Source organism: Pseudomonas trivialis (assembly GCF_036864995.1).
Lineage (GTDB): Bacteria > Pseudomonadota > Gammaproteobacteria > Pseudomonadales > Pseudomonadaceae > Aquipseudomonas > Aquipseudomonas trivialis.
This window is the reverse complement of sequence record NZ_CP142151.1, coordinates 5,116,124-5,135,162: the sequence shown is the minus strand read 5'-3', so window position 1 is coordinate 5,135,162 and position 19,039 is coordinate 5,116,124. Positions and strand designations below refer to the sequence as shown.

Annotated in this window: 20 protein-coding genes and 2 pseudogenes; 10 read left to right on the top strand and 12 right to left on the bottom strand. The window is 62.5% G+C overall.

The features are described from left to right. Positions 1-36: 36 nt before the first annotated feature. Together VRB54_RS22820 and VRB54_RS22815 are read right to left on the bottom strand one after the other, a co-directional pair. Positions 37-582 carry a twin-arginine translocation pathway signal protein gene (locus VRB54_RS22820; protein ID WP_338478853.1) on the bottom strand — a complete coding sequence of 182 codons (546 nt, stop codon included), beginning with the start codon at positions 580-582 and terminating at the stop codon, positions 37-39. Between the two features lie 28 nt (positions 583-610). Beyond that, on the bottom strand, positions 611-2,038 hold the full coding sequence (locus tag VRB54_RS22815) for a coniferyl aldehyde dehydrogenase (RefSeq protein ID WP_338478852.1): 1,428 nt from the start codon (positions 2,036-2,038) through the stop codon (positions 611-613). Positions 2,039-2,183: 145 nt separating this feature from the next. Between VRB54_RS22815 and VRB54_RS22810 the strand changes: the two genes are divergently transcribed. Both VRB54_RS22810 and VRB54_RS22805 read left to right on the top strand, forming a co-directional pair. Further along, positions 2,184-2,855, top strand: a complete 672-nt coding sequence (locus VRB54_RS22810; RefSeq protein WP_338478851.1) for a TetR/AcrR family transcriptional regulator — start codon at positions 2,184-2,186, stop codon at positions 2,853-2,855. A 30-nt stretch (positions 2,856-2,885) separates the two neighbouring features. Then, positions 2,886-3,740 carry a sulfurtransferase gene (locus VRB54_RS22805; RefSeq protein ID WP_338478850.1) on the top strand — a complete coding sequence of 285 codons (855 nt, stop codon included), beginning with the start codon at positions 2,886-2,888 and terminating at the stop codon, positions 3,738-3,740. Between the two features lie 50 nt (positions 3,741-3,790). Here the strand turns inward: VRB54_RS22805 and VRB54_RS22800 are convergent, their stop codons facing one another. The 4 genes from VRB54_RS22800 to VRB54_RS22785 form a co-directional block, all read right to left on the bottom strand. Continuing rightward, on the bottom strand, positions 3,791-4,786 hold the full coding sequence (locus tag VRB54_RS22800; protein ID WP_338478849.1) for a hydrolase: 996 nt from the start codon (positions 4,784-4,786) through the stop codon (positions 3,791-3,793). Between the two features lie 91 nt (positions 4,787-4,877). Continuing rightward, positions 4,878-5,495 carry a 16S rRNA (guanine(966)-N(2))-methyltransferase RsmD gene (gene rsmD, locus VRB54_RS22795; protein ID WP_338478848.1) on the bottom strand — a complete coding sequence of 206 codons (618 nt, stop codon included), beginning with the start codon at positions 5,493-5,495 and terminating at the stop codon, positions 4,878-4,880. Further along, positions 5,495-6,979: a pitrilysin family protein gene (locus VRB54_RS22790; protein WP_338478847.1), complete on the bottom strand. Its 1,485-nt coding sequence runs from the start codon at positions 6,977-6,979 to the stop codon at positions 5,495-5,497. Before VRB54_RS22790 ends, rsmD begins: the two co-directional genes overlap by 1 nt. Beyond that, positions 6,972-8,327, bottom strand: coding sequence for a pitrilysin family protein (locus VRB54_RS22785; protein ID WP_338478846.1), 1,356 nt, complete (start codon positions 8,325-8,327; stop codon positions 6,972-6,974). Before VRB54_RS22785 ends, VRB54_RS22790 begins: the two co-directional genes overlap by 8 nt. Before the next feature lie 232 nt (positions 8,328-8,559). On the opposite strand from VRB54_RS22785, the gene ftsY reads away from it, so the two are divergent. From ftsY to rpoH, 4 genes are all read left to right on the top strand, one after another. Continuing rightward, complete coding sequence (ftsY, locus tag VRB54_RS22780) at positions 8,560-9,942, top strand: signal recognition particle-docking protein FtsY (protein ID WP_338478845.1); 1,383 nt, start codon at positions 8,560-8,562, stop codon at positions 9,940-9,942. Next, positions 9,939-10,610, top strand: a complete 672-nt coding sequence (gene ftsE / locus VRB54_RS22775) for a cell division ATP-binding protein FtsE (RefSeq protein WP_338478844.1) — start codon at positions 9,939-9,941, stop codon at positions 10,608-10,610. The genes ftsY and ftsE overlap by 4 nt, the downstream gene beginning before the upstream one ends. Next, entirely contained in the window at positions 10,607-11,629 is a 1,023-nt protein-coding gene (ftsX, locus tag VRB54_RS22770) for a permease-like cell division protein FtsX (protein ID WP_209985947.1), read from the top strand. Before ftsE ends, ftsX begins: the two co-directional genes overlap by 4 nt. A 130-nt stretch (positions 11,630-11,759) precedes the next feature. Next, positions 11,760-12,614: an RNA polymerase sigma factor RpoH gene (gene rpoH / locus VRB54_RS22765; RefSeq protein WP_003234621.1), complete on the top strand. Its 855-nt coding sequence runs from the start codon at positions 11,760-11,762 to the stop codon at positions 12,612-12,614. Positions 12,615-12,722: 108 nt separating this feature from the next. Here rpoH and mtgA read toward each other — a convergent pair. Beyond that, a pseudogene (gene mtgA, locus VRB54_RS22760) lies at positions 12,723-13,446 on the bottom strand (monofunctional biosynthetic peptidoglycan transglycosylase). A 74-nt stretch (positions 13,447-13,520) separates the two neighbouring features. Here mtgA and VRB54_RS22755 point away from each other — a divergent pair. The 4 genes from VRB54_RS22755 (at position 13,521) to trmB (ending at position 15,751) form a co-directional block, all read left to right on the top strand. Next, positions 13,521-13,901 (top strand): DUF423 domain-containing protein, encoded by a 381-nt coding sequence (locus tag VRB54_RS22755; protein ID WP_338478843.1) that lies wholly within the window; start codon positions 13,521-13,523, stop codon positions 13,899-13,901. A 71-nt stretch (positions 13,902-13,972) separates the two neighbouring features. Continuing rightward, a complete protein-coding gene (gene thiS, locus VRB54_RS22750) occupies positions 13,973-14,173 on the top strand; it encodes a sulfur carrier protein ThiS (RefSeq protein ID WP_338481148.1) in 201 nt (66 codons plus the stop codon). A 48-nt stretch (positions 14,174-14,221) separates the two neighbouring features. After that, a complete protein-coding gene (locus VRB54_RS22745; protein ID WP_017845016.1) occupies positions 14,222-15,016 on the top strand; it encodes a thiazole synthase in 795 nt (264 codons plus the stop codon). Between the two features lie 9 nt (positions 15,017-15,025). After that, the gene (gene trmB, locus VRB54_RS22740) at positions 15,026-15,751 is read left to right on the top strand and encodes a tRNA (guanosine(46)-N7)-methyltransferase TrmB (RefSeq protein ID WP_338478842.1); all 726 of its coding nucleotides are present in this window, start codon (positions 15,026-15,028) and stop codon (positions 15,749-15,751) included. Between the two features lie 74 nt (positions 15,752-15,825). On the opposite strand, the gene VRB54_RS22735 is transcribed toward trmB, so the two are convergent. The 5 genes and pseudogenes from VRB54_RS22735 to metW form a co-directional block, all read right to left on the bottom strand. Further along, a complete protein-coding gene (locus VRB54_RS22735; protein WP_057006512.1) occupies positions 15,826-16,149 on the bottom strand; it encodes a DUF3392 domain-containing protein in 324 nt (107 codons plus the stop codon). A 19-nt stretch (positions 16,150-16,168) separates the two neighbouring features. Next, on the bottom strand, positions 16,169-17,371 hold the full coding sequence (hemW, locus tag VRB54_RS22730; RefSeq protein ID WP_338478841.1) for a radical SAM family heme chaperone HemW: 1,203 nt from the start codon (positions 17,369-17,371) through the stop codon (positions 16,169-16,171). Next, positions 17,368-17,963 (bottom strand): annotated as a pseudogene (rdgB, locus tag VRB54_RS22725) (RdgB/HAM1 family non-canonical purine NTP pyrophosphatase). Before rdgB ends, hemW begins: the two are co-directional and overlap by 4 nt. After that, on the bottom strand, positions 17,960-18,394 hold the full coding sequence (locus tag VRB54_RS22720; protein WP_338478840.1) for a DUF4426 domain-containing protein: 435 nt from the start codon (positions 18,392-18,394) through the stop codon (positions 17,960-17,962). Before VRB54_RS22720 ends, rdgB begins: the two are co-directional and overlap by 4 nt. A gap of 21 nt (positions 18,395-18,415) precedes the next feature. After that, a complete protein-coding gene (metW, locus tag VRB54_RS22715) occupies positions 18,416-19,036 on the bottom strand; it encodes a methionine biosynthesis protein MetW (RefSeq protein ID WP_003234603.1) in 621 nt (206 codons plus the stop codon). Positions 19,037-19,039: the final 3 nt, after the last annotated feature.

Here is a 19,039-nt window from a genome sequence, read left to right as displayed (position 1 = left end):
CACTCTTGTTTTTGTTGTGCGAAGTTGCAGTCACTGTCAGATGTGAGGCGGGCCGGGGTAGCCGCAATGGGCCCAGGACGCCGGACGGAAATACCAGGCCATGATCACCAGCTTGAGCAACGAGCCCTGACCCATGCGCAGCAGGTTGAGGTAGCTGTTCTCCCAACGCAGCAGGAAGTGACGGATCTGCTCGCTGCTGGCGTTTTCCCAGCTGCCCCAGATGCCGGTCAGCGGGCCGCGGGTAATGCCCATGCCCAAGACGTCGAACAACTGCTGGGTGAGCTTGAACATCTCAGGCGACAGGTATTGCAGGCTGTAATCGAGCTTTTTGAGCGCGTCTTCAATCCCGGCGGCGACCTCCTGGGCGCTGGCGACACCGTCGAGCAACACCGGCATCACCGCCCGCAAAAATGGCATGTCGCTGCTGCGCAGCATCGCAAAGCCGCTGGCCGGGGTGCTGGCGGAGCAGCCGCTGAGGCTGGCGCCTAGCCCTGCGGTAGCCAGGAAAGCACTGGCGCACAGGCCGATTTTCAGGATGCCGCGCCGTGACAGCGCAGGGGAATCAGTCAGGCTGGGGTTCATTGTTATTGTTGTCCCGTGGGTGGCGGAATCAGCGAACAAACAGCTTCTGAATAAGCTTCTGGATCGATTTGCCGTAGGGCGGGTAGATCAGCTTCGCCGCGTTCAGGCGTTGCTTGACCAACACACCCTTGGCTTTGCTGAAGGTGAGAAAGCCTTCGTGGCCGTGGTAGTGGCCCATGCCCGATGGGCCGATGCCGCCAAACGGCAGGTCGTCCTGGGCCACGTGCAGCAGGGTGTCGTTCAGGCAGACGCCGCCCGAATGGGTTTCGTGCAGCACTCGGTCTTGTTCGCGCTTGTTGTAGCCGAAGTAATACAGCGCCAGCGGGCGAGGGCGTTGGTTGATGTAGGCAAAGGCCTGGTCGATGTCGCGATAGGGCACGACAGGCAGCACCGGGCCGAAGATTTCGTCCTGCATTACGGTCATGTCGTCGCTGACATTCAGCAGCAGGCTGTGGGCCATGCGCCGTGCCTGGCTCTGGTCGTACAGTGGGACTAGCGTGGCGCCCTTGTCGGTGGCGTCTTTGATATAGGCATTGAGCCGCGCCAGCTGTCGTTCGTTGATGATCGCGGTGTAGTCCGGGTTGTCGAGCAGCGTCGGATAGAACCCGCGAACCGCCTTGCCGTAGGCCTCCACGAAAGCGTCCACACGGTGTTCCGGCACCAGCACGTAGTCCGGCGCCACACAGGTTTGTCCGGCATTCAAGGCTTTGCCAAAAGCGATGCGCTCGGCGGCATCCTTGAGCGGCACATCGGCGGAGACAATCGCCGGCGACTTGCCGCCCAGCTCCAGCGTGACTGGCGTGAGGTGCTCGGCGGCCGCGCGCATCACATGCTTGCCGATGCTGGTGGCGCCAGTGAACAGCAGGTGATCGAAACGCAGCCTGGAAAACGCCACGCCCACGTCGGCTTCGCCCAGCACCACGCACACCAGGTCTTCGGGGAAGATCTTCGCCAGCAGCGTTTTGAGCAGCTCGCCGGTGGCGGGGGTGGACTCGCTGAGCTTCAACATCACCCGATTACCGGCCGCCAGCGCTCCGACCAGCGGGCCGATGGCCAGGTACAGCGGGTAATTCCAGGGCACGATCACCCCGACCACGCCGAGCGGTTGGTAGATGACTTTGGCTGAGGCGGGCTGGAAGGCAATGCCTACGGCGCGGCGCGACGGTTTCATCCAGCCCTTGAGATGTTTGCTGGCGTAGTGGATGCCATGCAGGCTCGGCATCAGCTCGGCGAACAGGGTTTCGTCTGCGCTGCGGTGGCTGAAATCCTCGCTGATCGCGCGGATCAACGCCTGGCGTTCGGCGCTGAGCAATTCGCGCAAGGCCTTGAGCCATTGCTGGCGCTGCGCGGCAGGTGGCATCGGGTTGGCGGCGTAGGCGCGGCGCTGGGCGTCGAACAGCGGCTGAAGCTCATCCAGCGCCTGGGAGTCCTGCAGGTAAGCAACAGTGGCAGACATGGTGCAGCCCCGATTGTTATTGGTCTGCCTGGATTTTTAGAGTCATTGCTCTAAATTGTCAAATAACATTGCAGCCCTATGCGGATTTATCCCGGCACGGTTAGGCCGTAAGATGCCCCATTCCGTGTATGGAAGCTGATCCCCCATGGCACCACGAGTAAAGACCAGCGAACGCATTGTGCACACCAGCCTGGAGCTTTTTAATCAGCAGGGCGAGCGCAGTGTCAGCACTAACCACATCGCCGCCCATATGGAAATTTCGCCGGGTAACCTGTACTACCACTTCCCCAACAAGCAGGCGATCATCGCCGTGCTGTTCCGCGAATACGAAGCGCTGGTGGACAGTTTCCTGCGCCCGCCCCAGGGCCGCGCGATGCGTGTGGAAGATAAGCGTTTCTACCTGCAGGCCGTGCTGGCCGGCATGTGGCGCTACCGGTTCCTGCATCGCGACCTCGAACACCTGCTGGAAAGCGACCCCGAAATGGCCACCGGCTACCGGCGGTTTTCCCAGCGCTGCCTGATCCAGGGCGGGGCCATCTATCAGGGGTTTGTCGATGCCGGCATTCTCAATATGGACCCGATCCAGACCGAAGCCCTGACCCTCAACGCCTGGATCATCCTCACCTCCTGGGTGCGCTTTTTGTGCACCACCAACGAAAACTCCACCCATTTGAGTGCCGAAGCGATCAAGCGCGGGGTGTATCAGGTGCTGGTGCTGGAGGCGGGGTTTGTCACGCCCCAGGCCAAAGAAGCGGTGGATGGGCTGTTCAAGGAGTTTTACGTGCCGTTGAATCAGGCGCTGGATGAAGTGAAGTAGACCTTTCCCGAATCTATTTAGGAGTCTGTCATGCCGCTTGCCCAACTGATCAGCCCCCAGCACCTGGCCGAGCGCCAAACGCGTGGCGCGTTGGTGATCCTCGATTGCCGATTTGCCCTGGAAGACCCGGATTACGGGCGTTGCAGCTATGCCGAAGGGCATATTGAGGGCGCGCAATATGCTGACCTTGAGCGCCATCTGAGCGGTCCTGTCACCAAAGGCGTGACTGGGCGTCACCCACTGCCGCAGGCGCAGACCCTCGCCGAACAACTTCGCGCGTGGGGCATCAGTGCCGACACCGAGGTGGTGCTGTATGACGATGGCCCTGGCGCCTTTGCCGCCCGCGCCTGGTGGTTGCTGGTGTGGCTGGGCAAGCGGGACGGTGTGTTTATCCTGGACGGTGGCTTGAAGGCCTGGCATGCCGCCGGTTTCCCCTTGAGCCTGGACGCGCCGGTGATCGAGCCGGGCGACTTTACCGGCACGCCCGATCATGGCCTGGTGCTGGATGCCGAGCATCTGCAAAACCGCCTGGGCCAGCCGAGCCTGACCCTGATCGATGCGCGAGCCCCGGCGCGTTTTCGTGGCGACGTTGAGCCCATCGACCCGATTGCCGGGCACATTCCCGGGGCACAGTGCGCGGCATTCAACGAGAACCTGGGCAGTGATGGGCGGTTTCTGCCGGTCGAGCAGCTCAAGCAGCGGTTTGCCGCGCAGTTGCAGGGGCGGTCGCCCAAGGAACTGGTGGCGTATTGCGGTTCCGGCGTCACCGCCTGCCATAACCTGTTCGCCCTGGGTCTGGCGGGTTACCCGTTGGGCAAGTTGTATGCGGGGTCGTGGAGTGAGTGGATCACGGATCCTGCGCGGGCGATTGCCACGGGCGACTGAGCGCCTGGTCTGTAAACCCAATCAATTGTGGGAGGGGGCTTGCTCCCACATTATTTCTGCTGTGTGAGCAGCCATTGGGGGATGCGGCGTTCGAGGTAATAGGTCGGGCGCTTGAGCGAACCGTCCACGAAGCCCACATGCCCGCCCTTGACCAGCAACTCGAACTCGGTGCAATCCGATAACTCGCTGGCCTCGGGCAGGCTATGGGCAAACACGAACGGATCGTCCGCCGCCTGGATAATCAGAGTTGGCGTTCGAATACCGTCCAGGTAATAGCGACTCGACGCCTTGCGGTAGTAATCCTCGGCACTGATGAAACCATGCAGCGGCGCAGTCACCCGTCCATCGAAGTCCCAGAACGTGCGCATCTTTTCCAGGGAGCCCAGGGCTTCCAGGGTTTTCAGGCCGTCCGTGCGGCCATCCTGCGTGAAGCGGCTTTGCTTGACGCGGATATACGCCAGCATTTCGCGCATGAAGTGCTTCTGATAGACCCGCGAAAAACCCAGGCCGATGCGGTCGGCGCACTGGTCCAGGCGAAACGGCACCGACACCGCCGCCGCGCCTTGCAACCCTGACGCCGCGCCGGTTTCGCCCAAGTGCTTGAGTAGCACATTGCCGCCCAGCGAATAGCCCACCGCGTACAGCGGCGCCAACGGCCGCTTGGCCTGCAGATGGGCAATCGCTGCCGCCAGATCCTCGCTGGCCCCGGAGTGATAGCTGCGCGCCAACAGGTTCGGCTCGCCGGAACAGCCGCGCCAGTTCAGCGCGGCACTGGCCCAGCCCTGGGCGGCGAGGACCTTTTGCAGACCGGCGACGTAGGGCGAGTTGGACGAACCGGTTAGCCCGTGCAATACCAGCACCAGCGGTGCCTTGGCGTCGTGAGGTCCGTGCCAGTCAATATCGAGAAAATCACCGTCGTCCAGCCACAGGCGCTCGCGTTGGCGTTCGAGGTGCGTAGTGGGGCGCCATAACGGCCCCCACAAGGTTTGCAGGTGGGGGTTGCCGAGGCCGAAAGCGGGTTTGAACAGGTCGGTGGAGGGAGTCATTGCACTCTCTTTTTGTGGCGAACCGGCTTACTGTGCCATAACAGCCCGCTCGTCAGGGCAAGCCCACCAGCCACAAAAAGAAACCGCCTGCTCAGACGGCGCTTTCGACCAAACGATGCCACAACGCGTAATACACCCGGCCGGACTTCTGCTCCCGGTGCAAGCGCCAACTGCCCGGCAGGCCGAGGGTGGACGGTGCGGTTTCGCTCTCGGTGTAGACCCACGCATCCGGCGCCAGCCATTGGCGATCTTCGAGCAGCGTGCACACCGTCGGCAGCAGGTTCTGGTTGAACGGCGGGTCGAGGAACACCACGTCGTATTCGCTGGCCACCTGGGTTTCCAGGTAGCGCAGCGCATCGGCGGTCTGCACCTGGCCGTTGGTGCAGCGCAGGGTGCCCAGGTGTTCCTTGAGGCTGGAGACCGCCACGTTGCTCGCGTCCAGCGCCTGGGCCCGGGACGCGCCACGGGAGAGCGCCTCCAGAAACAGCGCGCCGCTGCCGGCAAACGGGTCCAGCACGCTGGCGCCTGCGATGTACGGCGCAAGCCAGTTGAACAGGGTTTCACGCACGCGGTCGGGCGTCGGGCGCAGGCCCACGACGTCGGGGAAGCTCAGCTTGCGGCTGCCCCATTCACCACCAATGATGCGCAGTTGGCCCACACCGTTATGCACGTTGTGGACAGGTTTTTTCGGGCGAGATGAACTGGCCATTAATGCTCCGGAACCCCGAGCGGCTGCTCGGCGGGTTTATCAGTGGGGGGCGGTAGTGGCTTTTGCGCAATCGTCGGGCCGGCGGTCACGATGACCATCTTGTCGGCGCTCAAGTGTTTGTTCATGGCCGCCTTGACTTGCTCTACGGTCAGGGCCTGGGATTGTTTCATGAAATCTTCCAGATAGCTCAGCGGCAGGTTGTAGAAACCCATGGCGCCCAGCTGGCCGACGATATCGGCGTTGCTCGCGGTGGACAGCGGGAAGCTGCCGGCCAGTTGGCGCTTGGCGTCATCTAGCTCCTTTTGCGTCGGGCCGGTCTTCAGGTAATCAGCCAGCACCTGCTCGACCAGGCGCAGGGTGCCGCCGCTCATTTCGGCGCGGGTCTGCAGGTTGATCATGAACGGACCGCGCACCTGCATCGGCGAGAAGCCCGAGTACACGCCGTAAGTGAGGCCGCGTTTCTCGCGTACTTCGCTCATCAGGCGTGTGCCAAAGCCACCGCCACCGAGGATCTGGTTGCCCAGGGACAAGGCCGCGTAGTCCGGGTCGGCCCGGTCGATGCCCAACTGCGCGAACAGCAGGTGCGTCTGCTTGGACGGAAACTCGATATGGCTCAGGCCCGCCTTCGGCTCGGTCGGCTGGGCAATCTTTGCCAGCGCCGGGCCCTTGGGCAGCGAGGCAGACACCTTGGCGGTCATGGCCTCGGCTTCGGCACGGGTCATGTCGCCCACCACTGCAATCACTGCGTTGCCCGCCGCATAGGCCTTGGCATGGAACGCCTGCAATTGCGCCTGGCTGATCTTCGGCACGCTGTCGGGGTTGCCTTCGCTCGGATGCGCGTAAGGGTGGTCGCCATACAGGCGCTTGAACAGCTCAAGACTCGCCAGTTTGGCGGGATTCTGCTTCTCGTATTCGAAGCCGGCGAGGATCTGGTTCTTGATCCGCGCCAGGGAATCGGCGGGGAAGGTCGGCTTGCCGATCACGTCGTCGAACAGCGCCAGCGCCGCATCGCGCTTGTCGCTGGCGCTCAGGCTGCGCAGGGACACCAGCGCCATGTCGCGGTAGGCGCCATTGCCAAAGTCGGCGCCCAGGCCTTCAAAGCCGCTGGCGATCTGGCTGACGTCCTTGCCCGGCACGCCTTCGTTGAGCATGGCGTTGGTCATCAGCGCCAGGCCCGGCACGTCGCCGTCCTGACTGCTGCCGGCAGCGAACAGGATGCGTATGTCGAACATCGGCAGTTCATGGGCTTCGACGAACAGCACCTTGGCGCCTTCGGCGGTGGTCCAGCTTTGCACGTCGAGCTTGCGATTGGTCGGCGCATTGCCGTCCAGCTCGGCCAGCGACTGCAGTTTGCTGGCGGACTGGGCTTTTTCCAGCGCCGGGCTGGCCACCGATTCACTCGGGCGCAGGAAGTACACGGCACTGGCCGCCACCAGCGTGACGGCGATCAGGCCGGGCAGGATCAGGCTTTTGCGATCACTCATGAGCGGTCTCCTCGGGCAGAATATGGGCGACGCTCAGACGTTCGCGGGTGAAATAGGTGCGTGCAGCCTTCTGGATGTCTTGCGGGGTCACGCTTTGCAGGTCGGCAAGCTCGGTGTCCATGAGCTGCCAGGACAGGCCCACGGTTTCCAGGGAGCCAATGGACGTGGCCTGGCTGGTGATGGAGTCTCGTTGGTACACCAGCCCGGCGATGACCTGGGCGCGAATACGCTCCAGCTCTTCGGCGGTCGGTGGCTTGGCTTTCAAGTCTTCCAGCAGCCGCCACAGGCCGGCTTCGGCTTGGGCAATGGTCTTTTTCTTCTGCTGGTTGGGAGTGGCCGAAAGGATGAACAGGGTGTCGCCACGGCTGTAGGCGTCGTAGCGGGTGGAAGCGGCGGACACCAGCTCTTCACCACGCTCCAGTTGTTCCGAGATACGCGCGCTGTAGCCGCCGTCGAGCAGAGCCGAGATCAGGCGCAGGGCCTGCACCGAGCGCTTGTCTTCGGCAGTGGCAAGGCCTGGCACGTTGAAGCCGAGGAACACGCTGGGCAGTTGGGTCTGCACGCGCAGGGTCAGCAGGCGCTCGCCGGGTTCGGCCAATTCCATGGGGATCTTGGCCGGGGGCACGTCACGCTTGGGGATCGGGCCGAAGTAGCGCTGGGCCAGAGTCTTCACCTCGTCCGGGGTCACGTCGCCGACCACCACCAGCGTGGCGTTGTTGGGCACGTACCAGGACTGGTACCAGTGGCGCAGTTCCTCAACCTTCATGCGGTCCAGGTCGGCCATCCAGCCGATAGTCGGCGTGTGGTAGCCGCTGGCCGGAAAAGCCATGGCCTTGAAGCGCTCGAAGGCCTTGGACATCGGGTTGTCGTCGGTGCGCAGGCGGCGTTCTTCCTTGATGACCTCGATCTCGCGGCTGAACTCGTCGGCCGGCAGGCGCAGGCTGGCCATGCGGTCGGCCTCCAGCTCGAAGGCGACGCCCAGGCGATCGCGGGCCAGCACCTGGTAATACGCGGTGTAGTCATCGCTGGTGAACGCATTTTCTTCAGCGCCCAGGTCGCGCAGGATCAGCGAAGCTTCGCCCGGACCCACTTTGGCGCTGCCCTTGAACATCATGTGCTCCAGGGCGTGGGACAAACCGGTCTGGCCGGGGGTTTCGTAGCTCGAGCCAACCTTGTACCAGACCTGGGAAACCACCACCGGCGCACGATGATCTTCGCGCACGACCACTTTGAGGCCGTTGTCGAGGGTGAATTCATGGGTGGGTTGTGGATCGGCAGCCAAAGCTGAAAGAGGCAGACAAACTGTACCGAACAGCAGGCCTGCGGCGCGGCGGGCTAGAGCATTCATTCGTTTTTAAACCTGTTGGGCTGCCCGCTTGGTCTTAGCGTCGGCGGGCGAGGAGGTGCTAGGATACTGATCGGATTTGCGGACGGCCACTGCGGCGGTCCCGTTAAGGCCCTATTTAGGCCTTACAAAATGTTGCGCATGAACGAGCTGGCTGAAAAACAGTCTGTTACGCATCGAATTTTATTTACCGACGTGCCCCCTGGCGCATCGCTACCTTGAGATAGCCGTCTCCATGTTTGGTTCCAACGACGACAAGAAGACCCCAGCTGCGGCTGGCGAGAAGAAAGGCCTGTTCGGCTGGCTGCGTAAGAAACCGCAGGATACCGTCGAACCGCAGCCGCAGGTTCAAGCTGAACCGATCCCCGAACCTATAGTAGAAGCCGAGCCGGTTGCCCAGACGCCGGCGCCGGTGGTGTTGCCTATCGTTGAGCCGGTGTTGCAGCCGGTGGCCGAGGTGGCGCCGGAACCAGAGCCGGAACCTGAACCCGAGCCGGAACCTGAACCCGAGCCGTGGCCCGAATTGCCCGTGGCCGAAGAGCCTGTGGCGCTGGTTGAAGACGTGCTCGCTGAGCACGTTGCGCCGCCGATTCCCGTGGTGGCTGAACCGGTACCTGAGCCTGCGCCCGTCTTCGACGCCGCCGTGCCTGCAGTCATCGAGCCGGAACCCGTCGCTGTCGAAGCCGGCAAGACCGGCTTTTTCGCCCGCCTCAAGCAAGGCCTGAGCAAGACCAGCGCCAGCATCGGCGAAGGCATGGCCAGCCTGTTCCTGGGTCGCAAGACCATCGATGACGAACTGCTGGAAGACATCGAAACCCGTCTGCTCACCGCCGACGTGGGCGTCGAAGCCACAGCGGTAATCATCCAGAGCCTGACCCAGAAGGTCGCGCGCAAGCAACTTACCGACGCCGACGCGCTGTACAAGTCCTTGCAGGCCGAACTGGCCGGGATGCTCAAGCCCGTGGAAGCGCCGCTGGTGATCACCCCGAACAAACCGTTCGTGATCCTAGTGGTGGGCGTCAATGGCGCCGGCAAGACCACCACCATCGGCAAGCTGGCCAAGAAGCTGCAGCTCGAAGGCAAGAAAGTCATGCTGGCCGCTGGTGACACCTTCCGCGCCGCTGCGGTGGAGCAGTTGCAGGTGTGGGGCGAGCGCAACAAGATCCCGGTGATCGCCCAGCACACTGGCGCCGATTCCGCCTCGGTGATCTTCGACGCTGTGCAGGCCGCCAAGGCGCGCAATATCGACGTATTGATCGCCGACACCGCCGGTCGCCTGCACACCAAAGACAACCTGATGGAAGAGCTGAAGAAGGTGCGCCGCGTGATCGGCAAGCTGGATGCCGACGCCCCCCATGAAGTGCTGCTGGTGCTCGACGCCGGGACCGGTCAGAACGCCATCAGCCAGGCCAAGCAATTCAACCAGACGGTGCAACTGACCGGCCTGGCCCTGACCAAGCTCGACGGCACGGCCAAGGGCGGTGTGATCTTTGCCCTGGCCAAGCAGTTCGGGTTGCCGATTCGTTATATCGGCGTCGGTGAGGGCATCGACGACCTGCGCACCTTTGAAGCCGAACCCTTTGTACAGGCACTGTTTGCCGAGCGGGAGCGTTCATGATTCGATTCGAGCAAGTCGGTAAACGCTATGCCAACGGGCATGTGGGCTTGCATGAGCTGAGCTTTCGGGTGCGGCGCGGCGAGTTCCTTTTCGTTACCGGTCACTCCGGTGCCGGCAAAAGTACGTTGTTGCGTCTGCTGCTGGCCATGGAGCGCCCGACCACCGGCAAACTGCTGCTGACCGGCCAGGACCTGGCCACCATCAGCAATGCGCAGATCCCGTTTCTGCGCCGCCAGATCGGCGTGGTGTTCCAGAATCACCAGTTGCTGTTCGATCGCACGGTGTTCAACAACGTTGCGTTGCCATTGCAGATTCTCGGGCTGTCCAAGGCCGAGATCATCAAGCGCGTGGATTCGGCCCTAGAGCGCGTGGCGCTATCGGATAAAACCGACCTTTACCCCGGCGACCTCTCTACCGGTCAGCAACAGCGCGTCGGCATCGCCCGCGCCATTGTGCACCGCCCGGCCCTGCTGCTGGCGGACGAACCCACCGGCAACCTCGACCCGCGTCTGGCGGCCGAGATCATGGGCGTGTTCGAAGACATCAACCGCCTGGGCACCAGCGTGCTGATCGCCAGCCATGACCTGGCGCTGATCGCGCGCATGCGCCACCGCATGCTTACGTTGCAACGCGGTCGCCTGATTGGTGACGGGGAGGCAGGCGTATGAGTGCTACACGCAGTCCAAAAGTATCCGAACGCGTGGCGCCGAAACCGGCCGATCCGCAACCGAGCAAGAAAAAACGCGACGACGATGACGGCCCGGACTTCAGCACCCTGCTGCACGCCTGGATCGAAAGCCATCGCGCCAGCCTGCTCGACAGCCTGCGTCGGCTGGGCAAGCAGCCGGTCGGCAGCTTTTTTACCTGCCTGGTGATGGCCGTGGCCCTCAGCCTGCCGATGGGCTTGTCGCTGCTGCTCAACAACGTGGAGCGCCTGGGCGGTTCCTGGCAGCGTGCGGCGCAGATTTCGCTGTACCTGAACCTGGATGCCAGCACCCAGCAGGGTGAGGCGTTGCGCGATGAAATCAAGAACATGCCGGGCGTGGCGGATGCCGAGTACGTCAGCCGCGACCAGGCCCTTGAAGAATTCCAGCAGCAGTCCGGCCTGGGCGAGGCGCTCAAGGAACTGCCGCAGAACCCGCTGCCGGGCGTGGTGCTGGTGACGCCCGATGAAGTCGACAAGCCGACCCTGGAGGCCCTGCGCCAGAAACTGGCGCAGATGCCCAAGGTGCAACAGGCGCAACTTGATCTGGTGTGGGTAGAGCGGCTGGCCGCGATCCTCAAGCTGGGTGACCGCTTTGTGTTCGGTTTGACGGTGTTGTTGGTGTCTGCATTACTTTTGGTGATAGGCAATACCATTCGTCTTCATATTGAAAACCGTCGTACCGAGATAGAAGTGATTAAACTGGTTGGCGGCACAGACAGCTATGTGCGTCGTCCTTTTCTGTACATGGGCGCGCTTTATGGCCTGGGTGCCGGGTTTTTGTCCTGGGGCGTGCTGGCTTTTGGCCTGGACTGGCTGAACGACGCGGTAACAGGGCTTGCCGGCTTGTACGGCAGTGATTTTGCCCTGGCCGGCGTGCCGGTGGCCGATGGCCTTTCGCTCTTGCTTGGCGCGGTATTGTTGGGTTATATCGGTGCCTGGATTGCCGTGGCGCGGCATTTACGTGAGCTGGCGCCCAAGTAGTTAATGCCGGATTAATGTGGTTTCGTTTCTATTGACCGTATCAGCGGTTTAGGGAACTTGTCCTACGGTTCCCCGGTCAATTTTCGCAGTGCTGAACGGCACGAGTTATGTGAGTCGGAGGTTTTTTCGTATGACCACTTCTTTGCAACCTGCGTATGCCCTGGTTCCGGGTGGAAACCTGGAAGCCTATGTGCACACGGTCAACAGCATTCCATTGCTGACGCCCGAGCAGGAGCGTGAACTGGCCGAGAGTCTCTACTATGAGCAGGATTTGGGGGCGGCTCGGCAGATGGTGCTCGCCCACCTGCGTTTTGTCGTACATATCGCCCGCAGCTATAGCGGCTACGGGCTGGCCCAGGCTGACCTGATTCAGGAAGGCAATGTGGGCCTGATGAAAGCGGTCAAGCGTTTCAACCCCGAAATGGGTGTGCGCCTGGTGTCGTTTGCCGTGCACTGGATCAAGGCGGAAATCCACGAGTTCATCCTGCGCAACTGGCGCATCGTGAAAGTCGCGACCACCAAGGCCCAGCGCAAGCTGTTCTTCAACCTGCGCAGCCAGAAAAAGCGCCTGGCGTGGCTGAACAACGAGGAAGTCCACCGCGTGGCCGAAAGCCTTGGTGTGGAGCCCCGTGAAGTGCGCGAGATGGAAAGCCGCTTGACGGGCCATGACATGGCCTTCGACCCGGCCGCCGAAGCGGACGACGACAGCGCTTTCCAGTCGCCGGCCAACTACCTGGAAGACCACCGGTACGACCCGGCGCGTCAACTGGAAGACGCCGACTGGAGCGACAACGCCAATCACAACCTGCACGAAGCGCTGGAAGTGCTGGACGACCGCAGCCGTGACATCCTTTACCAGCGCTGGCTGGCGGAAGAAAAAGCCACGCTGCACGACCTGGCGCAGAAGTACAACGTGTCGGCCGAGCGGATTCGTCAGCTTGAGAAAAGCGCGATGAACAAGCTGAAGCTGTCGATCGCCGCTTAAACATGTGGGAGGGGGCTTACTCCCGATAGCAGTGGGTCAGCTACAGACAAGCTGGCTGATCCACCGCTATCGGGAGCAAGCCCCTCCCACATTTGTTTAGGTGTTGTGTCAGTCGGACCAGGGTGCCTTGCGGGAGTTGTTCAGCTCGAGCAGGTAGCCATCGCCGCCGAGTTGATTCATCTGCTGACGAATCCACGCCGCCCGCCGCGCCACATACGCCGTTGGATGGCTGGCACTCCATACCCGCGGGTTGGGCAACACCGCCGCCAGATAGCTGGCCTCGCTGCCGCGAAAGCCCCTTGGCACTCACCCCAAAATGATGCCGCGCCGCCGCCTCTGCGCCAAACACACCGTCATCCCACTCCACGCTGTTGAGGTACACCTCAAGAATCCGTTGCTTGGGCCACAGCACCTCGATCAGGCCGGTAAACCAGGCCTCCAGCCCCTTGCGCAGATAACTGCGGCCAGACCACAGAAACAGGTTCTTCGACACCTGCTGGCTCAACGTGCTGGCCCCCCGAATCGACCCACCGCGCTCGTTGTGCACGATGGCCGCCTGGATCGCGCCGAAATCGAACCCCCAATGCTGCGGGAAGCGCTGGTCTTCACCGGCCATCACCGCCAGCTTGAGGTCGTCGGAAATGTCATCCCACGGCACCCAGCTGCGTTGCAGGTCAATGGGTTCGCCGTCGAACCACGACTCGACCTTGCGCTCCACCATCAGCGCGGTGAACGGCGGCGGCACGACGCGCAACAGCAGCACCAGCAAAACGCTGCCGATGGCAAACCATTTCACGACTTTGAGAAAACGACTGAAGAGGACACGCAGCATAGAGATGGCTTGGCCGAACCCGTTGAGCGGGCCATTATACAGACCCTGCCCGATGCGTCTGATTGGAGTTCCACATGCTGCGTAGCTTTCTGATGTTGGCTGCCTTTTTTGGCTTTACCGGTGTGGCCCTGGGGGCCTTTGCTGCCCATGGCCTGAAAAACCGCCTGAGCGCCGAGTATCTGGCGATTTTCCAGACCGGCGTGACCTACCAGCTGGTGCACGCCCTGGCGCTGTTCGGTGTGGCGCTGCTGGCCGCCCATATCCCCGGCCGCATGGTGACCTGGGCAGGCATCGCGTTTGTAGTCGGCATCCTGCTGTTCTCCGGCAGCCTCTACGCGTTGACCCTGACCGGCATCAGCAAGCTGGGCATCATCACCCCGTTCGGCGGGCTGGCGTTTCTGCTTGGCTGGTTCTTCCTCGGTTTGGTGGCGTGGCGCCTGCAGCTGACCGCTTGACGCTTGGAGCTGACCTTCAGGTCCCAATCACGCTAGAATGCTGGCCCCTAAAAACGATGGCGGCCCCTGGCATGCGCATTCAGTTGAACGGCGACCCCTTTGAACTGCCCGACGGCGCCTCCGTCGAGGTCCTGCTGACCCGCCTGGAACTGACCGGACGCCGTGTCGCAGTGGAGCTCAATCAGGATATCGTCCCGCGCAGTCAGCACGCCGCCACTGCGCTCGCCGACGGTGACCAGGTCGAAGTGGTCCACGCCATCGGCGGCGGCTAGTCGCCACCTCGCATTCTGCAGAACCTCACCCCATCACGAGGATTTCCCATGAGCATCGTTCGTAGCGACAAGCCCTTCGTCCTGGCTGGTCGTACCTACCAGTCCCGCCTGCTGGTCGGCACCGGCAAATACCGCGACATGGAAGAAACCCGCCTGGCCATCGAAGCCTCGGGCGCCGAAATCGTGACTGTTGCCGTGCGCCGCACCAATATCGGCCAGAACCCGGGCGAACCGAACCTGCTGGATATCCTGCCGCCGGATCGCTACACCATCCTGCCCAACACCGCCGGTTGCTACGACGCCATCGAAGCCGTGCGCACCTGCCGCCTGGCCCGTGAGCTGCTGGACGGCCACAACCTGGTGAAGCTGGAAGTGCTGGCCGACCAGAAAACCCTGTTTCCCAACGTGATCGAAACCCTCAAGGCCGCCGAGACCCTGGTCAAGGAAGGCTTCGACGTGATGGTCTACACCAGCGACGACCCGATCATCGCCCGCCAACTGGCCGAAATTGGCTGCATCGCCGTGATGCCGCTGGCCGGGCTGATCGGCACGGGCCTGGGGATCTGCAACCCGTACAACCTGCAGATCATCCTCGAAGAAGCGAAAATTCCGGTGCTGGTGGATGCCGGCGTGGGCACCGCCTCCGACGCCACTATCGCCATGGAGCTGGGCTGCGAAGCCGTACTGATGAACTCGGCCATCGCCAATGCCCAGCAACCGATCATGATGGCCGAAGCCATGAAACACGCTATCGTCGCGGGCCGTCTGGCTTACCTCGCCGGGCGCATGCCGAAAAAACTCTACGCCAGCGCCTCTTCGCCGCTGGATGGTCTGATCAAGTAAGAGCCATTGATGACTGAATCAAACGAAACGCCGAACACCGTGGACGTTGCCGACGACTCCAAACACCGCCGCATCAAGAGCTTCGTGATGCGCGCCGGCCGCATGACCGAAGGCCAGCAGAAGGGCCTGGAGCAGGGCACACCTTTATTCGTGCTGCCCCTGGCCGATGCGCCGGTGGACTACGACCAGGTATTCGGTCGCTCGGCCCCGCGTTCCCTGGAAATCGGCTTCGGCATGGGTCACTCCCTGCTGGAAATGGCCGCCGCCGCGCCGGAGCAGGACTTCATCGGTGTGGAAGTGCATCGCCCAGGTGTCGGCGCGCTGCTCAACGGCGTGCTCACCCAGGGCCTGACCAACCTGCGAGTCTATGACTGCGACGCGATTGAAGTGCTCAACCGCTGCATTGCCGACAACAGCCTCGACCGCCTGATGCTGTTTTTCCCCGACCCATGGCACAAAGCACGTCACCACAAGCGCCGCATCGTCCAGGCTTCCTTCGCGGAACTGGTGCGCAGCAAGCTGAAAGTCGGCGGCATCCTGCACATGGCCACCGATTGGGAGCCCTATGCCGAATACATGCTGGAAGTGATGAACGTCGCGCCGGGCTATCGCAACCTCGCTGAAGACGGCAAATGCGTACCCCGCCCGGCCGAGCGGCCGATCACCAAGTTCGAACGTCGCGGCGAGCGGTTGGGGCATGGTGTGTGGGATTTGAAGTTCGAAAAGCTGGCCTGACCCGCCGGCCCTGACTTGAAATGCAATCCAATCCAATGTGGTATGGGGCTTGTATTTCTGTGTTGAGTTGGCGGTCAGCGACGATCCGCCACAACCCCAATCAACACCAGCACCACCACCAGCACCGGCGCCAGGCTGTAGTTATTGAACTGGCCCAGCCCGCGCACAATCCACGGCGTGGCGTAGATCAGCGCGGCGCCGCTGCCGATCAGGCACAGCAGCGCCATCAAGGGCACGCGCAAGGCGCCGGCGATGCTGCCCAGGCGGCCTTCCACCCAGCCTTTGATGTCGGCGCCGAACAGCACCAGCAAGCAGCCCACAAGGGCCAGTGAGATTTCCGACAGGTTGCTGCGGCTCCAGCGGGATGCGGTGGCGAGCAGGTCGAGTACCAGATCCATTCGATTTCCTTAAGAAGCGTCAGCTCAGAAATTTCTGCAGCAGGTCATTGAGAAAGAGTTGCCCGCGGTCGGTCGCCGCCAGGCGTGACGGTTCGACCTGCATTAAGCCACTTTGTTCTGCGTCGCGGCGCGCCTCATCAAGGCTGGCAAGGTCGAGGCCGGTGCGTTCGGCGTAGAGCCCGGCGTCGACACCTTCGGTGAGACGCAGCGCGTTCATCAGGAACTCGAACGGCAGTTCGTCGTTGGTCAGCTCTTTCGCCCCGGCCTGGAAACTTTTGGTCGGGTTGAGGTAGTCCTTCGGCGCGCGGGTTTTCCAGGTGCGCACGATGCGCCCGTCCGGGTGGCTGAGCTTGCCGTGAGCGCCGGCACCAATGCCGATAAAGTCGCCAAAGCTCCAGTAATTGAGGTTATGCCGCGCCGGGCGGCCCGGTTGGGCATAGGCCGACACTTCATATTGCGCGTAACCGTGCTCGGCGAGCAGCGCCTGACCGGCTTCCTGGATATCCCACAGCGTGTCGTCTTCCGGCAACGCGGGCGGCTGGTTCCAGAACACGGTGTTGGGTTCCAGGGTCAGTTGGTACCAGGACAGGTGCGTCGGCTTCAGCGCAATGGCCTGGCGCAGGTCGCTCAACGCATCGTCCAGGGACTGGTCCGGCAGGCCGTGCATCAGGTCGAGGTTGAAGTTGTCGAACCCGGCCTGGCGCGCCATACCCGCCGCGCGTACCGCTTCGTCGCCATTATGGATGCGGCCCAGGGCCTCGAGTTTTTGCTGCTGGAAGCTCTGGATGCCGATGGACAGGCGGTTAATCCCCAGTTTGCGGTACGCCACGAACTTCTCTTGCTCGAACGTGCCGGGGTTGGCTTCCAGGGTGATCTCGATATCGCTGGCAAACGGGATGCGCGCCTGCACGCCTTCGAGCAGGCGTCCCAGCGCCGCCGCGCTGAACAGGCTGGGCGTGCCGCCGCCGAAGAAGATCGAACTCAGTTCCCGGCCGTAAACGGCGTGCAGGTCCTGGTCGAGGTCGGCCAGCAGCGCGTCCACGTACTCCTCTTCCGGTAGCACGGTGCTCGCGGTGTGGGAGTTGAAGTCGCAATACGGGCATTTGCGCACACACCACGGAATGTGGATGTACAGCGCCAGGGGCGGCAGCACCGGCAAGGCCGCCCGGGGTGTTTGCGCGCCGCCGTGGATCAGCGGCTGCGCAGAGGTGTTCTGCGTCATTTCAAGCCCAGACGCTGACGCAGCAACACCATGGCGCGGGCGCGATGGCTGATCTGGTTCTTGTCGGCCGGGCTCAGCTCGGCGCTGGAGACATTGCGCTCCGGCACCCAGAACAGTGGGTCATAACCAAAACCGTACTCACCGCTGGCCGCATGCAGGATGCGCCCGTGCCACAGGCCTTCACACAGAATCGGCAACGGGTCATCGGCATGGCGCACCAGTGCCAGCACGCAGACGAACTGCGCGCCACGCTCGGCGTCCGGCACGTCCTTGAGGGCGTCCAGCAGCTTGGCGTTATTGGCTGCGTCGCCTTTACCGTCGGCATAGCGCGCCGAATAGATGCCCGGCGCACCACCCAGGAAATCCACCGCCAGCCCCGAATCATCCGCCAGCGCCGGCAGGCCGAGAGGCGTGCCGCGTTGCGTGCCTTGAGGATGGCGTTTTCGACGAATGACAGGCCGGTCTCTTCCGGCTCGACCTGGCTGAATTCGCCAATCGAGCGCAGTTGCACGGATTCGCCGAGCATGGCCTGGAGTTCTTTGAGTTTGCCGGCGTTATGGCTGGCCAGTACGAGTTGGGTGAGGTTCATCATTCGGCCGGGAAAAGTTCTTGGACAAAGTTGAAACTGTGGGCCTTGCCGCCGGTTTCAACGTTGATCGTGAAAGTCTTGTATTCCTGTTGTGGCACCGAGTAGGGCGCGAGGTAGTTGGTCGCGCCCTTTTCGGTGATCTGCTTGAACGTCAGCACTTCGCTTTTGCCGCTCAGGTCCTTGATGGTGCCCGTCACCTGCGCCGTCACCGGGGTCACGCCCTTGAACACCGACACGTTGATCAGCCCCTTGTTCTTGCTGCGCACCACACCCACGGCCTGGGCGGTTTCAGGTTGCAGAAAGCTGGAGGTGAAGGTGTTGTAACGCACGGTGATATCGCCGAATTCCTTGGTGCGGTTGGGATCGATAACGTCGGCGGCCATGGCGCTGGCGCCCAGGCATGCGGTCAATAGAAAAACAGCCAGGCGACTCATGAGCGTTCCTCTTGAAAATGATTAGACGGCAATCTTGTGGTCGGTCAGGCCAGGACTGCTGACCCGGTAGATACCAATTTCGCCCAACAGGTTGGGCCATAGCTTGCTCGCCCAGCCGTGGCGGTGCTGTTGATCGACGGCAAGGCGGTTGATCACCTTGGCTTCACGCTCGCCGCACAGGGCTTCGAAGTCTTCGAAGGTGCAGAAGTGGATGTTCGGCGTGTTGTACCAGGTGTAGGGCAGGAAATCCGAGACCGGCATGCGGCCCTTGGTGGCCAGGTACCAGCGGCAGCGCCAGTGGCCGAAGTTGGGGAAGGTGATGATGCACTGGCGACCGACACGCAGCATTTCGTCGAGGATGCGGTCCGGGTAGTGCACCGCTTGCAGGGCCTGGGTCATCACCACGATGTCGAAGCTGTTGCTGGCAAAGTTGCCCAGGCCCTTGTCCAGGTCCTGCTCGATCACGTTGATGCCCTTGGCCACGCACTGGGCGATGTTGTCCGGGTCGTTTTCCAGGCCGTAGCCGGTGACTTGCTTGTGGTCGCGCAGCCAGCTCAGCAGTTCGCCATCGCCGCAGCCCAGGTCGAGCACGCGGCTGCCGGCGGGGATCCAGTCTTGGATGATGTCCAGGTCGGCTCTCATGGC

Coding starts and splice junctions, on each gene's coding strand:
- VRB54_RS22720 (WP_338478840.1), bottom strand. CDS start 18,394: ATGAGTCGCCTGGCTGTTTTTCTATTGACCGCATGCCTGGGCGCCAGC.
- VRB54_RS22755 (WP_338478843.1), top strand. CDS start 13,521: ATGCTGCGTAGCTTTCTGATGTTGGCTGCCTTTTTTGGCTTTACCGGT.
- thiS (WP_338481148.1), top strand. CDS start 13,973: ATGCGCATTCAGTTGAACGGCGACCCCTTTGAACTGCCCGACGGCGCC.
- ftsE (WP_338478844.1), top strand. CDS start 9,939: ATGATTCGATTCGAGCAAGTCGGTAAACGCTATGCCAACGGGCATGTG.
- VRB54_RS22745 (WP_017845016.1), top strand. CDS start 14,222: ATGAGCATCGTTCGTAGCGACAAGCCCTTCGTCCTGGCTGGTCGTACC.
- VRB54_RS22810 (WP_338478851.1), top strand. CDS start 2,184: ATGGCACCACGAGTAAAGACCAGCGAACGCATTGTGCACACCAGCCTG.
- VRB54_RS22815 (WP_338478852.1), bottom strand. CDS start 2,038: ATGTCTGCCACTGTTGCTTACCTGCAGGACTCCCAGGCGCTGGATGAG.
- metW (WP_003234603.1), bottom strand. CDS start 19,036: ATGAGAGCCGACCTGGACATCATCCAAGACTGGATCCCCGCCGGCAGC.
- VRB54_RS22805 (WP_338478850.1), top strand. CDS start 2,886: ATGCCGCTTGCCCAACTGATCAGCCCCCAGCACCTGGCCGAGCGCCAA.
- VRB54_RS22820 (WP_338478853.1), bottom strand. CDS start 582: ATGAACCCCAGCCTGACTGATTCCCCTGCGCTGTCACGGCGCGGCATC.
- VRB54_RS22790 (WP_338478847.1), bottom strand. CDS start 6,979: ATGAGTGATCGCAAAAGCCTGATCCTGCCCGGCCTGATCGCCGTCACG.
- ftsX (WP_209985947.1), top strand. CDS start 10,607: ATGAGTGCTACACGCAGTCCAAAAGTATCCGAACGCGTGGCGCCGAAA.
- VRB54_RS22735 (WP_057006512.1), bottom strand. CDS start 16,149: ATGGATCTGGTACTCGACCTGCTCGCCACCGCATCCCGCTGGAGCCGC.
- VRB54_RS22800 (WP_338478849.1), bottom strand. CDS start 4,786: ATGACTCCCTCCACCGACCTGTTCAAACCCGCTTTCGGCCTCGGCAAC.
- trmB (WP_338478842.1), top strand. CDS start 15,026: ATGACTGAATCAAACGAAACGCCGAACACCGTGGACGTTGCCGACGAC.
- rsmD (WP_338478848.1), bottom strand. CDS start 5,495: ATGGCCAGTTCATCTCGCCCGAAAAAACCTGTCCACAACGTGCATAAC.
- hemW (WP_338478841.1), bottom strand. CDS start 17,371: ATGACGCAGAACACCTCTGCGCAGCCGCTGATCCACGGCGGCGCGCAA.
- rpoH (WP_003234621.1), top strand. CDS start 11,760: ATGACCACTTCTTTGCAACCTGCGTATGCCCTGGTTCCGGGTGGAAAC.
- VRB54_RS22785 (WP_338478846.1), bottom strand. CDS start 8,327: ATGAATGCTCTAGCCCGCCGCGCCGCAGGCCTGCTGTTCGGTACAGTT.
- ftsY (WP_338478845.1), top strand. CDS start 8,560: ATGTTTGGTTCCAACGACGACAAGAAGACCCCAGCTGCGGCTGGCGAG.